The following is a 13,906-nucleotide window of genomic DNA, read 5'->3' as shown; positions in this document are numbered from 1 at the left end:
TGAGGTTTCGGAAACCCCCACGCAATACGAAACACGCCGGAAACGCACACGTGCACAACCGGAAACGCGAGCCCGTGACTCTCTGACGACGCCCCCGCACCCAGGAGAACCGAGGAGAGCCGTCCGTGGAGTTCGTGCAGAGCGTGGAGACCCTGGACACCGTCAACCTGGCCGCCGCACCCCACCTCGACACCGGCGACACCGCCTGGCTGCTCGCCGCCACCGCCCTCGTTCTCCTGATGACACCGGGCCTGGCCCTCTTCTACGGCGGCATGGTCCGCACGAAGAGCGTCCTCAACATGCTGATGATGAGTTTTGTGTCGATCGCCCTGGTCACCGTCGTATGGCTGGTGGGCGGTTACTCGCTCGCCTTCGGAGACGACGCCTTCGGGGGGCTCATCGGCGGGCTGCGGCACGCCGGCATGAGCGGTATCGGGCCGGACAGTGTGCACGGGACCGTCCCCACCCTGCTCTTCGCCACCTTCCAGCTCACCTTCGCGATCATCACCGCCGCGCTGATCAGCGGGGCGATCGCCGACCGCGCGAAGTTCGCGGCGTGGCTGGTGTTCGTGCCGGTCTGGGCGCTGCTCGTATACGTTCCCGTCGCGCACTGGGTGTGGGGTCCGGGGGGCTGGGTCCTGGCGAAGCTGGGGGCGCTGGACTTCGCGGGCGGGCTGCCGGTCGAGATCACCTCCGGCGCCTCCGGCCTGGCTCTCTGTCTCGTCCTCGGCCCCCGTCTCGGCTTCAAGAAGGACGCCATGCGGCCGCACAACCTGCCGATGGTGATGCTGGGCGCGGGGTTGTTGTGGTTCGGCTGGTTCGGCTTCAACGCCGGGTCCGCGCTGGGCGCCAACGGACTCGCCGCCGCCGCCTTCCTCAACACCCTCGCCGCCGGCTGCACCGGTCTGCTCGGCTGGCTCTTCGTCGAGCAGAGGCGCGACGGCCACCCCACCACCCTCGGCGCCGCCTCGGGCGCGGTCGCGGGTCTGGTGGCCATCACCCCGTCCTGCGGGTCCGTGTCGCTGCTGGGCGCGCTGGCCGTCGGTCTCGCCGCCGGTGTCGTCTGCTCGTACGCCGTGGGCTGGAAGTTCAGGCTGAACTACGACGACTCGCTGGACGTGGTCGGCGTTCACCTGGTCGGCGGCATCATCGGCACGGTTCTCATCGGTGTCTTCGCCGACGCGACGATGACCGGTGGCGCCGAGGGGCTGCTGTACGGCGGTGGGTTCGGACAGCTCGGCAAGCAGCTGGTGGCGGTCGTGGCCGTTGGGGCGTACGCCTTCACCGTCACGTACGGCATCGGGAAGGTGCTCGACAAGGTCGTGGGGCTGCGGGCGGACGAGGAGCACGAGCACACCGGCCTGGACCTTACGGTGCACGCCGAGACCGCTTACGATCACGGGGTCCTGGGCCACGGCGCCCCGGTCTCGTCATCCCTCCCCACCGCTCAGAAGGCCAAGGCCCAGGCATGAAGCTCATCACCGCCATCGTCAAGCCGTACCGCCTCGACGAGGTCAAGACCGCTCTCCAGGAGCTCGGCGTGCACGGGCTCACCGTCACCGAGGCCAGCGGGTACGGGCGCCAGCGCGGCCACACGGAGGTCTACCGCGGCGCCGAGTACCAGGTCGACCTGGTCCCCAAGGTCCGCATCGAGGTCGTCGTGGAGGACGCGGACGCGGAGGCCGCGATCGACGCGATCGTCAAGGCCGCGCAGACGGGGAAGATCGGCGACGGGAAGGTGTGGTCCGTACCGGTCGAGACGGTCGTACGGGTACGGACGGGCGAGCGCGGCCCCGACGCACTCTGAGCCACCACGGGCGGGTACCGCTCCTGCGCGCTCCGAGCGGCCACGGGCGGGTACCGCCCCTGCGCGCCCTGATCACCACCACGCCGGCGGCGATCCCCGCGCCCGCCAGCACCGCCATCAGCCACGGCAGCGCGACGAACGCCGTGCTCGCCGACTCCCGGGTGCCGGGCGCGCTGGCCGTCAACGTCACGTGGCCCCAGTCGAGTTGGGGCGCACCGTGCCACGGCTCGGTCAGTCGGACCCGTTGCCCCGGCAGCAGCTCCGAGGGGATCTTCGTGAGCTCCCGGGACAGCAACGTACGCCCGAAGAGGCCTTCGGCCCTGAGCCGCACCTTCGGGTTCAGGGTGACGTTCCCGGTGTTGTGGAGGGTGTACGAGACGGTGGCGCCGCTCTCGCCGAGGCCGGGGACCAGTGGCTGGCGGTGGCTGATGCGGACCTTCTCGACGGCGAGGGCGGGCACGGTGGGTCCGCCGACCCGGAGGTAGATCCGGGCGCCGACCGCCCGTTGCACCGCCACCGAGGAGGTCGCCGCGTCCCCGGACTCGAGGCGCTCGTCGAGTGCGACCAGTGCGCCCGGGTGGTCGCCGGGTTCGGCCTTCTCGGGCACCCGGAGGGTGAACGGCACGGTCACCGAACCGTGCGCGGGCACCGTCACCCGGGAGCGGGCGGGGTGCGCCCACGCGCCGACCCCGAGCTGCCGCTCCTTCACCGTCCGCACCGCGAACCCGCCGTCGCGCGCGGTGTTGTACGCGTCGGCGGCGTACAGCCGGAAGGTCAGCGGGACGCCGGTCTTGTTGGCGACGGTGACCTTGTCCCGGAGGGTCTGGCCGGGGTCTGCGGAGAGGTAGAAGTACGGGCGGGCCGCGATCTGCGTGGAGACGGGGTAGACGGACCAGCTGCCGTTGTCGGCGGCGTACGAGGCGGGCGTGGTGAGCGCGAGAAGGAACACGGACAGGACGAGGACGTACAGCTTGCGCATGGGTGCGGACCCCCGCGGACGTGGGTGGACAGGCCCTGGGTGGACGGGCGGGTGCGCGCCCGGCCACCGGGGTGCGGAGGGGTGGATCAGGTGAGCGTCAGCGTGAGCACGCCGGAGTAGGAACCCGGCGGGGTGAACGCCGGTACGTCCAGTGACAGCCCGGCGTCGACGGTGAACTCACCACCGGTGAGCGCCCCGTTGGGGGTGGACGCCAGGGTCGCTCCCGCACCGCCCACCGCGCCGGACGAACCGGCCTGGCAGGTACTCGGGCTGCCCGCCTTGGTCGCGCAGGCGGGGGTCCAGCTCAGCTTCCCGGCGTCGATCTTGGCGCCGGGACCGGTGAAGTCGGTGACCTTGCCGGTCAGGGACCAGCCCGCGGGCCCGCCACGGAAGTCCTTGACGGTCACCGTCCGCAGGGCACCGGTCGAGGACCCGCCCTTGCCGAAGTCCACCGCCGACAGCTGGACGGCGTCCCCGGCCTGGGACATCGACAGGGTTCCCGCCTTCACCGTGGTGGTGAGTTTCTGGGAGCCCGCGGGGATCGGGGTGTCGTCGACGACCACGTACGCCGCCGGCCCCGCGCCCTTGGTGTCGCTCCAGCTCGCGCCCTCGTACGCCACCACACCGGTCGTCGTCTTGTCGTTGACGGCCAGCGTGCCGTTGATCGAGCCCTGTGCGTCGGCGGTCGTGGTGGCGGTGTCGGCGGTCTGGGTGGCCCCCGACCGTCCGGCGAGGGTCACGCTCGCGCCCGGGGTGAAGTTTCTGCCGGTGACGGTCACGCTGTCACCGGGCTTCCCGGAGGCCGAACCGAGCGAGATGGCACGGTTGTTGGTCTGGGTTCCGTCCGTCGCGGTGATCGTCCCGGAGACCGGGGCGGGCGGGTTGGTGACCGTGCAGGGAGTGTCCAGCTCCAGGACGTAGCTGGTGTGGATGTTGTAGTCGCCGGGCGCGAGGGTGATGGCGCCCGGACTGGTGACGGTGAAGGTGCCCGTCATGCTGAACCCCGGGAAGGGCGCGTTGCCCGCCACCGGGTCGTTCTTCCTGGGGCCCGCGACCGTGACGTCTCCCGTCTGCGCGCCGCCGAGGGCGACCTTGCCGGTGGGCGTCATGATGTCGGCGGGCAGGGCGAGGGCGGTCGGGTTGTTCGCGGCGGGCGTGACCACCTTGTACGTCACGGTGACGGTGTCACCGACCTTGGGACTGGGGTTGTCCACCGTGATGATCGCGGTGGTGGTGCCGTCGATCGGCGGGATGCCCGCGATCGCCGGCGGGATGCAGTGCGTGGCGAAGTCCACGTTCTGGGAGGCCGCGGCCGCGGCGCCCGCCGGGGCCGCGAGCGCGCCTCCCGCGGTGACCGCCAGCGCGGTCACCCCGAGCAGTGCCGCCCAGCGGCGTCTTCGGGCGTGCGAACCCATGGTTCCCCTGTGCGTTGCCATGTGCCCCCTCCTGAGGGATGCGGGCGCAGCGGCTCGTCTGCGCCGACAGGGGGCCATTGATGTGCGGGTTGTGTGAAAAGTCAATGGAGGGCCAAGGCGGTGACTGATGGGCCATCAGATCGTGTCAACATCGTCAACTGGTCACCCCCGTCGGCCAGTTGACCGTCATCAGGCAGTATGAGGACCGGTGCCGCCGCGCACCGGCGACACCGGTCTTCACGTAGGTGCTGTGGCGGGGCTCAGCTGAAGACGAACGGGCCCGGTGCCTGCGCCGCGCTCGCGGTGCAGGTGATGGTGATGCCGAAGACGACCATCTTCAGCGACCCCCCGTACGCGTCGAGGCTGTCGCCGGAGGCGACGGTGCCGCTGAGCGGGCCCACCGTGACCCCGCCGCCCAGCGGAATGGCGGGGTTCTTCGTGCCGGTGAACGCGACGGTGCCGCCGCCGGACTTCGCCATGGTCAGGGTGGAGGCGATGGAGTCCTGCGCCAGCGCGATCGGCGCGGTGATCGAGGTGGAGCTGAGGGTGATGGTCGCGGCCGTGCCGGTCTGGGTGGCGGTGAGGGTGGCCGCACCACCGCCGCCGATCGTGCAGGTCGCGTTGATGGTCGCGGTGAGGGGGGTGACGGCCGCGGCGGTCGGCGCGAGGGCCAGTCCGGTCGCGGCGAGGGTGCCGGCGGCTAACGCCGCGGCGATTCCGAGTTGCTTGCGTCTCATCGGGTTCCCTTCCCTTGTACGGGAATTGCCATGTGGGGATGGAGGGACGGAACCGTCTGCTCAGAGGCCGGGGCCGGACCGGGCACACGGACGCGTCACCGGTGAACGCCGGTGCGGGTGCGGAGAGATGTGTACACGGACCGTCCGCGAGCGGGGTGCGGGACGCCAGCGGAGGCGTTTCTGACGGTCCGTCGGAACTAGCGGTTCCATTGATGCGCGAGCGGCTTGGGATTGCAAGGCGTGCCGGGCGGTTTCTTCAGGGGTTGTCGAAAGTGGCCGAAGTTCGTCCCCGCCCCCTGATCGGCCCGCTACTCGTGATCGGCCCGCTACTCGGCGAGTTCCGCGATCAGCGCCGTCGCCACCGTACGGAACCCCAGGCGGCCGTACATCCGCGCCACGTCCTCGTCCCCGGCCGACAGGAACAGCGTCTCGACGCCCCGCTCCCGCGCGTCGGCGACGAGGGCGGCCGTGACGCCGTACGCCAGCCCGCGGCGCCGTTCGGCGGGCAGGGTGCCGACGCCCGCGATCTCGCTCACGCTGCCGACGGGCAGGTGCATCCCGGAGCAGACCACGGCGCCGTTCTCGACCGCCGCGGCCAGTACGGTGCGGCCCACGCGGATGCGGTCCGCGGCGGCGGGTACCTCGGCGGCGCGGGCGGTGATCTCGGTGGCCAGTTCGCCGGTTCCGGCCTCCCCCACCGCCGTGCCCGGCGCCGCGAACGCCACATGCGGCACCGCCAACGCGCCCGCCAGGAAGGGGTCTTCGGGACCCAGGACGCGGACCAGGGGATGCGGGTCGGGCAGCGGAACGTCCTCGTCGCGGATCATCAGGGGATGCGCGTGTACCCGTAGCCCCGTCGCCTCGACCACCTCCCGCAGGCCCGGTGTCACCTCCGCCACCCACTCGAAGGCCTCCGGCACACACAGCTCCCGCTGCCGTGCCCGCACCCGTTCGACGTCCTCGGCGGTGGCCGCCGGGCCCGTCCAGTCCAGGGTGGGTCGCGCGTAGTAGGGCCAGCCCGTGGCCTCCCGTACGAAGAGGGTCAGCGGGCCGAAGTCCTCGGCCCGCGCCGCGGCGCGCGGTACCGAGTCGTAGTAGCGCTCAAGACGGTCGAGGGGTGTGTCGTTCACCGTGGTCATGGCGCCATCCAAGACGAAGAGACCTGGCGAGGGCACCTGAATTCGGGCCAGTGACTTCAGCGGGATTCTTATGGGGAACCCCGGGCGTTGACGCCTGGGAGGAACCGCGTCCTGATCTCGGCGATGCGGAGCACCGCAGCTTCTTCAGGAGCGGAGCGCCGGGAGTGCTCGGGACGGCTCTGGGGAAGATCGCGGTGTTCGAGTGCGAGGCTTGCGGGTGGCCGGATAGCGTCGCGGGTGCGAAGCTCGTGGTGCAGGTGAAGCTGCTGCCGACGCCCTTGCAGGCGGCGGCACTTGAGGCGACCCTGCGCGCCTGCAACGAGGCCGCTTCATGGGCGAGCGTGGTGGCCTTCGAAAAGGATGTGAAGAGGAACTTCGCGCTGCGGGAGCACACCTACGGCGAGGTGGAGGCGCGGTGGGGTCTGGGTGCGCAGGCCGCCCAGCACGTGATCAAAAAGACGTGCGACGCGTACGCCCCGCTGAAGGCGAACCTGAAGGCCGGGAATCTTGGTGGACCGGGCTCGAAGCGCTGTCGTCAAGGCCGTGGAGAAGCCGATCGGCTTTCGCCCGGAAGGAGCGCAGCCGTACGACGACCGGATGCTGTCGTGGCAGATCGACCGGCGGCGTATCTCGCAAGCCCGGCGCTTTAGCGCGGGCACTTTACTCCACGCCCCTGATCCGCCCCACCAGCAGTGCCCCCGCCAGGCCGATCACCGCCGCCACCAGGTACAGCACCCGGTAGCCGCCCAGATACGTCACGATCGGGGCCGCCAGGGCGGGGGCGGCGACCTGGGGGAGGGCGTTGGCGACGTTGATGACGCCGAGGTCCTTGCCGCGGTCCATGGCCTTGGGCAGGACGTCCGCCATCAGCGCGAAGTCCACGGACGTGAAGACGCCGAAGCCGATGCCGAGGACCGCCGCCGCGACGATCGCGCCCGGCCAGGTCTGCCACCCGGAGAGGACCGCCGTCGCCACCGCCATGAGGACGCCCGACCAGATCACGAACGGCTTGCGGCGGCCCACCCGGTCCGACCACACCCCGCCGACCACGACCGTGGCGAGGAGGGTGACGCCGTTGACCGCCGTGAGGATCAGTACGCCGTTCTCGGGGTCGTCGTAGTGGAGCCGGTCGCGGAGGTAGTACAGGAGGTAGAGCAGGACCAGGGCGTTGCTCAGGTTGATCAGGAAGCGGGTCAGCCAGGCCCAGGCCAGGTCCGGGTGGCGGCGCGGACTCAGCCAGAAGGAGGCCGCGAACGTGCGCCAGGACCAGGCGGGCCGGGCCGAGGCCGGCAGCCGCAGGTCCTGGTGGCGCAGCACGTACGGCAGCACACCCACCAGCGTGAACACCGCGCACGCCGCGTATCCGCCGCCCACACCCCCCGCCGCCGTCGCGAGGCCCGTTCCGCCCACCACGCCCAGGATCTGTGCCGCACCCAGCCAGCCGCCCACGGAACCCCGCTGAAGCCGGGGCACCCGGTCGGGAACCGCCGCGGTGATCGCGGCGAAGGCGGCGTTCAGGGTGAGCTGGACCAGGCACCAGCCGGCCGCCATCGTCCAGACCCCGCCCGCTCCCGCCAGGAGCAGCAGGGAGAGGGCGCCGCCCGCCGAACCCGCCACGATCCACGGCGTACGGCGTCCCCACCGCGCCGTCGTCCGGTCGGACAGCGCGCCGAAGAGCGGGTTGGCGACCAGCGACACCACGGCGCCCGCGCCCGTGACCCACGCCAGCATCGTCTCCTTCGACATGCCGGTGCCGGGCGCGAAGTCCTCCGCCTGGGAGGCCAGCAGGATCTGCAGCGGGCCGTACCAGCCCACCCAGATCGCCCCGTTGGCGAGCGAGAGCGCCGAGGTCCAGACCCGGCCGACCCGCTCGACCGGCTCGGCGAGCGCCCCCACGGACACGACGGGGTCCGTCGCCGTCATCCCCGCGCCCGCAGCGCGTCGCGCAGCCAGGTGTACGACGCCTTCGGGGTTCGCTTCAGCGTGTCGTAGTCGACGTGGACCAGGCCGAAGCGCCGCGCGTACCCCTCGGCCCACTCGAAGTTGTCCAGCAACGACCACACGAAATACCCGCGAACGTCCACGCCCTGTTCCAACGCCCGGTGCAGCGCCCGGACATGGCCGTCGAGGAACGTGATCCGCTCCTGGTCGTCGATGCCCTCGTAACTGCAGCCGTTCTCGGTGATGACGACCGGCGGGAGGCGGTCCCCGTAGCGCTCGCGGAAGCCCACGAGCAGCTCGGTCAGCGCCTCGGGGACCACCGGCCAGCCGAAGTCGGTGACCGGGTAGCCCTCCAGTTCCCGTACCGAGAAGGGGAGTTCGGCGGGCAGGGTCAGTCCGCTGAACTCGATCTCCGCGCCCTCGGGGGCGCCCACCTCGGTCGGCTGGTAGTAGTTGATCCCGTACCAGTCGATCGGCTCCGCGATGGCCTTCAGATCCGCCTCGACATCGCCCGGCATCAACTCCCCGATGCCGTCCGGGTATCGGCCGAGCAGCAGCGGGTCCGCGAACAGGCGGTTGAGGAGGAGATCGTAGAAGTCGGCGGCCTCCACGTCCTCGGGCCGCTCGGAGGCCGCCCAGGTCGGGCCGTGCGAGTTGGCGATGCCGATGTCCGTGACGCCGACCGCGCGCAGCGACCGGACAGCGAGGCCGTGAGCCAGGAGTTGGTGGTGGGCGACCGGCAGCGAGTCGAACAGGAGCTGTTTGCCCGGGGCATGGGCGCCGAGAGCGTGGCCGAGCAGGGTGTGTTCGGCGGGTTCGTTGAGGGTGATCCACTTCTTGACGCGGTCGCCGAGGCGGGCGGCGACGACACCGGCGTACTCGGCGAAGCGCTCGGCCGTGTCGCGGTTCAGCCAGCCCCCTGTCTCCTCCAGCTTCAGCGGGAGGTCCCAGTGGAAGAGGGTGGGTACGGGGCGGATGCCCGCCGCGACCAGGGCGTCCACCAGGCGGTCGTAGAAGTCGAGGCCGCCGGGGGAGTTCACGCGGGGCCAGGAGATCGAGAAGCGGTACGCGTCCACGCCGAGGTCGGCGAGGAGGGCCACGTCCTCGGGGTAGCGGTGGTAGTGGTCGCAGGCCACGTCCGCCGTCGAGCCGTCCTTGATGTGGCCGGGCTCGGCCGTGAACGCGTCCCATACCGACGGGTCGCGTTCGGCCGCGGCTCCCTCGATCTGGTGGGCCGAGGTGGACACGCCCCAGAGGAAGCCGGGCGGGAACTGCGGTAGGGGGTTCGTCGCCATGCGCGCGATCATCCGTACCGGCAGTAAGGGAAGTCAACGGGTTGGTGTGAACTGGGAGTTACGGCTTCTTGGGAAGCCAGGGGAGGGGTGCTGCGGAGTGTTTCGCGGCTGCGGCCCGGTGGGGGCTTGTCGCGCCCAGGCGGCGGAGCCGCCTATGTCACAGCCCCGCGCCCCTGAAGGGCGCCTCCCGCAAGGCCGCTTTAGGCGCCCTCCTTCAGGACCCTTGAAATCAGACTTCGCTGCTCCTCCGTCAGTCTCGGATCGGCGGCGTAGACCGTCTTCCCGTTCACCGTGATCTCGTAGCTGAAGCCGTCGGGGACCCCGGCGGGGCGCGTGCCCTGGCCGGAGGCGATCGCCTGCTCGGCCAGGGCGTGCCACTCGGGAGCGTCGGAGCGCCCCGAGGTGTCCACCTCGGCATGGCGCTCGATGCCCGCGAATCCGCCCGTGCGCCTTACCTGAATACGCATGGGTCCTGTCTAGTACGAGTCGGGCGCCGAAGCTACGACGTCGCCACCCCGACCTGTTCCCAGGCCTTCGTGACGGACTGGAGCTCCTCGCCCTCGCCGTACCGGCTCCTGGCCTGGGCGACCGTCAGCTTGGCGAAGTCGGAGAAGCTCGCCTGGGACTGGAGCTCGCCGCCGGTGAGGACGTCGTACCAGATCTGCCCGGCGCGTTCCCAGGCGTGTCCGCCGAGGGACTGGGCGACCAGGTAGAAGGCGTGGTTGGGGATGCCGGAGTTGATGTGGACACCGCCGTTGTCCCGGCCGGTCTTCACATAGCCGTCCATCGTCGCGGGCTGCGGGTCCTTGCCGAGCACGTCGTCGTCGTAGGCCGTGCCGGGTTCCTTCATGGAGCGCAGCGCCTTGCCGGTGACGCGCGGGGCGAGCAGGCCCGCGCCGATCAGCCAGTCGGCGTCGGCGGTGGTCTGGCCGAGCGTGTACTGCTTGATCAGCGAGCCGAAGACGTCCGACATGGACTCGTTCAGGGCGCCCGGCTGGCCGAAGTAGGTGAGGTTCGCCGTGTACTGGGTGACGCCGTGGGTCAGCTCGTGGCCGATGACGTCGACCGGGATGGTGAAGTCGAGGAAGATCTCGCCGTCGCCGTCGCCGAACACCATCTGCTCGCCGTTCCAGAAGGCGTTGTTGTAGTCGACGTCGAAGTGGACGCTCGCGGTGAGGGGCAGGCCCTCGCCGTTGATCGAGTTGCGGGCGTAGGCGTTCAGGTAGAGGTCGAAGGTGGCGCCGAGTCCGGCGTAGGCGCGGTTGACCGTGGCGTCCTTGCCGGGCTTGTCGGCCTCGCCGCGGACCTTCTTGCCCGGCAGGTCCTGGTGGTGCCGGGCGTCGTAGATGGTGCGCTGCGGCTTGTCCGCGGGCGCGCCCTGGGGCGGGGCCACGGTGGGCGCGCCGATGACCGTGGTCAGCCGGCGGTGGGTGCGCTCGAAGGCGTCGCGCTCCAGGGTGCGGCGCGCGGGTCCGGCGAGCGCGGGGTCCTCGTGCTGGGCCAGCGTGTCGAGGACGTGGGGCGGCACGATGGTGCAGAAGACAGGCTCGAAGCCTGCCGGGTTCGCGGTCATGCCCGGCACCATTGCACTGAGTTACTCCACTGTCACTACCGGCGACCAAGATTGTGTGAAATGCGGCGATAAGGAGCCCATCGGTCCGCTCTCCAGTGGTATGAGGACTCACTCTGAGTGGTGCGCCACACTTTTTGTCCGTTTTCTTCCTTATGTGGTCACGATCCCGCATACTGATACAGCCCTCCGGAGAGAGTGAGGCTCGGCTAGGCTGCGGAGCATCATGCGTATCGGGCTGCTTCTCCTTAGCTGCCGCGGCGAGGGCCTGTAGTCGAGGCCGACCCCCTCCCCGCGGAGTTCGGCGTTGCGCCGTCGGCCGTCCTTCCGGACACCCTCTGAGGAGCCCACGCATCATGCCGAACTTCCAGCAGTCCACCGCCATGCCGGTCCACAAGTACGGCAAGTACGAGCAGGTGGACATTCCTGACCGCACCTGGCCGGACAAGCGTGTCACCGTCGCCCCCCGCTGGCTGTCGACGGACCTGCGGGACGGCAACCAGGCGCTGATCGACCCGATGTCCCCGGCCCGCAAGCGCGAGATGTTCGACCTGCTCGTGAAGATGGGCTACAAGGAGATCGAGGTCGGTTTCCCGGCCTCGGGGCAGACCGACTTCGACTTCGTCCGTTCGATCATCGAGGACGAGACCGCGATCCCGGACGACGTCACGATCTCCGTACTGACCCAGGCCCGCGAGGACCTGATCGAGCGCACGGTGGAGTCCCTGGTCGGCGCCAAGCGCGCCACGGTCCACCTGTACAACGCGACGGCCCCGGTCTTCCGCCGGGTCGTCTTCCGCGGCTCCAAGGACCAGATCAAGCAGATCGCCGTCGACGGCACGCGGCTGGTCATGGAGTACGCCGAGAAGCTGCTCGACGAGCGGACGGCGTTCGGCTACCAGTACAGCCCCGAGATCTTCACCGACACCGAGCTGGACTTCGCCCTGGAGGTCTGCGAGGCCGTCATGGACGTCTGGCAGCCCGGCCCCGGCCGCGAGATCATCCTCAACCTGCCCGCCACGGTGGAGCGTTCGACGCCGTCCACGCACGCGGACCGCTTCGAGTGGATGTCGCGCAACCTGTCCCGCCGCGAGTTCGTCTGCCTGTCCGTGCACCCGCACAACGACCGGGGTACGGCCGTCGCCGCCGCCGAGCTGGCCCTGATGGCCGGCGCCGACCGCATCGAGGGCTGTCTGTTCGGCCAGGGCGAGCGCACCGGCAACGTCGACCTGGTCACCCTGGGCATGAACCTGTTCTCGCAGGGCGTCGACCCGCAGATCGACTTCTCGAACATCGACGAGGTCCGCCGCACCGCCGAGTACTGCAACCAGATGGAGGTCCACGCCCGTCACCCGTACGTCGGCGACCTCGTCTACACCTCCTTCTCCGGCTCCCACCAGGACGCCATCAAGAAGGGCTTCGACGCCATGGAGGCGGACGCCGCCGCGAAGGGCGTCACCGTCGACGACATCGAGTGGGCCGTCCCGTACCTGCCGATCGACCCGAAGGACGTCGGCCGTTCGTACGAGGCCGTGATCCGCGTCAACTCGCAGTCCGGCAAGGGTGGGATCGCCTACGTCCTGAAGAACGACCACAAGCTGGACCTGCCGCGCCGGATGCAGATCGAGTTCTCGAAGATCATCCAGGCGAAGACGGACGCCGAGGGCGGCGAGGTCACCCCGAAGGACATCTGGGCGATCTTCCAGGACGAGTACCTGCCGAACCCCGACAACGCGTGGGGCCGTATCCAGGTCAAGGCCGGCCAGACCACGACCGACCGCGACGGCATCGACTCGCTGACCGTCGAGGCCTCGGTGGACGGCACCGACACGGTCCTGACCGGTACCGGCAACGGTCCGATCTCCGCGTTCTTCGACGCCCTGCAGTCCGTCGGCATCGACGCACGCCTCCTGGACTACCAGGAGCACACGATGAGCGAGGGCGCCTCCGCGCAGGCCGCCTCGTACATCGAGTGCGCGATCGACGACAAGGTCCTGTGGGGAATCGGCATCGACGCGAATACGACACGCGCGTCGTTGAAGGCCGTGGTCTCCGCGGTCAACCGCGCGGCCCGCTGAGGACTTTGACCGGCACTTTCGGGGCCCCGTCCGCCTTTCGAGGCGGGCGGGGCCCCGTCGTATACCGGCCAATCGCCGTGGAGATCACGGAAAGGTCTCGTCCAAGGTACTGACTCTGCCTCAACAATGTGGCTAACATCACGCCAGCGCGGCGATGTTGCCGCGGCGTTACGGAGGTGTGCGAGCGTGCTGCCAGGATGGGGACGAAACGGTCGTGCAGTGCAGATTTCCCGCATCCTAGGCACCCGTACCGCGTGGACCACCATGGGGGACGGCGAGTTCTTCTGTCCGGGCTGCGGGGGCGACCGCAACTACCAGCGGCTGGCCGGCCGGCGCCGCTTCACCCTCCTCGGCGTCCCGGTCCTGCCGCGCGGTGACACGGGACCCGTCGTCGAGTGCGCCGCCTGTGGCCGCCACTACGGCGCGGACGTCCTCGACCACCCGACCACCACCCGCTTCTCGGCGATGCTCCGCGACGCCGTCCACACCGTCGCGCTCGCCGTGCTCGCCGCCGGCGGCGCCTGCTCCCGTACGTCCCTGGAGACCGCGGCGACCGCGGTGCGCTCGGCCGGCTTCGACGACTGCACGGAGGACCAGCTCGGCGCCCTCGTCGAGGCGCTCGCCGCGGACACGGGCCGGATCTTCGGGGAGCCGTGCGGAGCGGGCCTCGCCATAGAGCTGCACGAGGCCCTGGATCCGCTGGCGCCGCACCTCGCCGCGACGGGACGCGAGTCGATCCTGCTCCAGGGCGCCCGGATCGCCCTGGCGGACGGGCCGTACACCCCCGCCGAACGGGACGTCCTCGCCACCGTGGGCGCGGCGCTGACGATCTGCGCGGACGACGTGACGCGACTGCTGGCGGCGGCGCGCACGCCCTCGTAGCGAGGGGGCGGGAGTGACGGTCGGTGACTCAGGGTACGGTCCGGGCGACACACCGTAACCGGA

At 70.4% G+C, this 13,906-nt stretch carries 12 protein-coding genes and 1 pseudogene; 5 read left to right on the top strand and 8 right to left on the bottom strand.

What is annotated here, in order from left to right:
* Window positions 1–125 precede the first annotated feature (125 nt).
* Together AAFF41_RS17510 and AAFF41_RS17505 are read left to right on the top strand one after the other, a co-directional pair.
* Window positions 126–1,472, top strand: coding sequence for an ammonium transporter (locus AAFF41_RS17510; protein ID WP_388405226.1), 1,347 nt, complete (start codon window positions 126–128; stop codon window positions 1,470–1,472).
* Window positions 1,469–1,807 (top strand): P-II family nitrogen regulator, encoded by a 339-nt coding sequence (locus AAFF41_RS17505; protein ID WP_067369901.1) that lies wholly within the window; start codon window positions 1,469–1,471, stop codon window positions 1,805–1,807. Before AAFF41_RS17510 ends, AAFF41_RS17505 begins: the two co-directional genes overlap by 4 nt.
* On the opposite strand, the gene AAFF41_RS17500 is transcribed toward AAFF41_RS17505, so the two are convergent.
* The 4 genes from AAFF41_RS17500 to AAFF41_RS17485 form a co-directional block, all read right to left on the bottom strand.
* Window positions 1,701–2,786, bottom strand: a complete 1,086-nt coding sequence (locus AAFF41_RS17500) for a WxL protein peptidoglycan domain-containing protein (protein ID WP_343324200.1) — start codon at window positions 2,784–2,786, stop codon at window positions 1,701–1,703. The genes AAFF41_RS17505 and AAFF41_RS17500 overlap by 107 nt on opposite strands.
* A gap of 86 nt (window positions 2,787–2,872) precedes the next feature.
* Window positions 2,873–4,201, bottom strand: a complete 1,329-nt coding sequence (locus tag AAFF41_RS17495; protein ID WP_319744542.1) for a beta-xylosidase — start codon at window positions 4,199–4,201, stop codon at window positions 2,873–2,875.
* 260 nt (window positions 4,202–4,461) lie between these two features.
* Window positions 4,462–4,938, bottom strand: coding sequence for a hypothetical protein (locus tag AAFF41_RS17490; protein WP_075032686.1), 477 nt, complete (start codon window positions 4,936–4,938; stop codon window positions 4,462–4,464).
* Between the two features lie 326 nt (window positions 4,939–5,264).
* Window positions 5,265–6,077 (bottom strand): GNAT family N-acetyltransferase, encoded by an 813-nt coding sequence (locus AAFF41_RS17485; RefSeq protein WP_343324199.1) that lies wholly within the window; start codon window positions 6,075–6,077, stop codon window positions 5,265–5,267.
* A 248-nt stretch (window positions 6,078–6,325) separates the two neighbouring features.
* Here AAFF41_RS17485 and AAFF41_RS17480 point away from each other — a divergent pair.
* Window positions 6,326–6,710, top strand: a pseudogene (locus AAFF41_RS17480) (RNA-guided endonuclease TnpB family protein); the annotation flags it as partial.
* 27 nt (window positions 6,711–6,737) lie between these two features.
* Here AAFF41_RS17480 and AAFF41_RS17475 read toward each other — a convergent pair.
* From AAFF41_RS17475 to AAFF41_RS17460, 4 genes are all read right to left on the bottom strand, one after another.
* Window positions 6,738–8,000, bottom strand: coding sequence for an MFS transporter (locus tag AAFF41_RS17475; RefSeq protein ID WP_343324198.1), 1,263 nt, complete (start codon window positions 7,998–8,000; stop codon window positions 6,738–6,740).
* A complete protein-coding gene (locus AAFF41_RS17470) occupies window positions 7,997–9,325 on the bottom strand; it encodes a GH1 family beta-glucosidase (protein WP_319744164.1) in 1,329 nt (442 codons plus the stop codon). The genes AAFF41_RS17475 and AAFF41_RS17470 overlap by 4 nt, the downstream gene beginning before the upstream one ends.
* A gap of 188 nt (window positions 9,326–9,513) precedes the next feature.
* Window positions 9,514–9,780, bottom strand: coding sequence for a protealysin inhibitor emfourin (locus AAFF41_RS17465; RefSeq protein ID WP_060896474.1), 267 nt, complete (start codon window positions 9,778–9,780; stop codon window positions 9,514–9,516).
* A 32-nt stretch (window positions 9,781–9,812) separates the two neighbouring features.
* A complete protein-coding gene (locus AAFF41_RS17460) occupies window positions 9,813–10,886 on the bottom strand; it encodes a M4 family metallopeptidase (RefSeq protein WP_319744162.1) in 1,074 nt (357 codons plus the stop codon).
* A gap of 353 nt (window positions 10,887–11,239) precedes the next feature.
* Between AAFF41_RS17460 and leuA the strand changes: the two genes are divergently transcribed.
* Complete coding sequence (gene leuA / locus AAFF41_RS17455) at window positions 11,240–12,961, top strand: 2-isopropylmalate synthase (RefSeq protein ID WP_054235463.1); 1,722 nt, start codon at window positions 11,240–11,242, stop codon at window positions 12,959–12,961.
* 186 nt (window positions 12,962–13,147) lie between these two features.
* Window positions 13,148–13,843, top strand: a complete 696-nt coding sequence (locus AAFF41_RS17450) for a tellurite resistance TerB family protein (RefSeq protein ID WP_319744159.1) — start codon at window positions 13,148–13,150, stop codon at window positions 13,841–13,843.
* Window positions 13,844–13,906: the final 63 nt, after the last annotated feature.

This window comes from Streptomyces mirabilis (assembly GCF_039503195.1).
Classification (GTDB): Bacteria; Actinomycetota; Actinomycetes; order Streptomycetales; family Streptomycetaceae; genus Streptomyces; species Streptomyces mirabilis_D.
This window is presented reverse-complemented; position numbering and strand designations above follow the sequence as displayed.

Bases quoted from the DNA above. Each gene is read 5' to 3' on its own strand.
- AAFF41_RS17505 (WP_067369901.1), top strand. From the start codon at position 1,469: ATGAAGCTCATCACCGCCATCGTCAAGCCGTACCGCCTCGACGAGGTC.
- AAFF41_RS17500 (WP_343324200.1), bottom strand. From the start codon at position 2,786: ATGCGCAAGCTGTACGTCCTCGTCCTGTCCGTGTTCCTTCTCGCGCTC.
- AAFF41_RS17495 (WP_319744542.1), bottom strand. From the start codon at position 4,201: ATGGGTTCGCACGCCCGAAGACGCCGCTGGGCGGCACTGCTCGGGGTG.
- AAFF41_RS17490 (WP_075032686.1), bottom strand. From the start codon at position 4,938: ATGAGACGCAAGCAACTCGGAATCGCCGCGGCGTTAGCCGCCGGCACC.
- AAFF41_RS17485 (WP_343324199.1), bottom strand. From the start codon at position 6,077: ATGACCACGGTGAACGACACACCCCTCGACCGTCTTGAGCGCTACTAC.
- AAFF41_RS17475 (WP_343324198.1), bottom strand. From the start codon at position 8,000: ATGACGGCGACGGACCCCGTCGTGTCCGTGGGGGCGCTCGCCGAGCCG.
- AAFF41_RS17470 (WP_319744164.1), bottom strand. From the start codon at position 9,325: ATGATCGCGCGCATGGCGACGAACCCCCTACCGCAGTTCCCGCCCGGC.
- AAFF41_RS17465 (WP_060896474.1), bottom strand. From the start codon at position 9,780: ATGCGTATTCAGGTAAGGCGCACGGGCGGATTCGCGGGCATCGAGCGC.
- AAFF41_RS17460 (WP_319744162.1), bottom strand. From the start codon at position 10,886: ATGACCGCGAACCCGGCAGGCTTCGAGCCTGTCTTCTGCACCATCGTG.
- leuA (WP_054235463.1), top strand. From the start codon at position 11,240: ATGCCGAACTTCCAGCAGTCCACCGCCATGCCGGTCCACAAGTACGGC.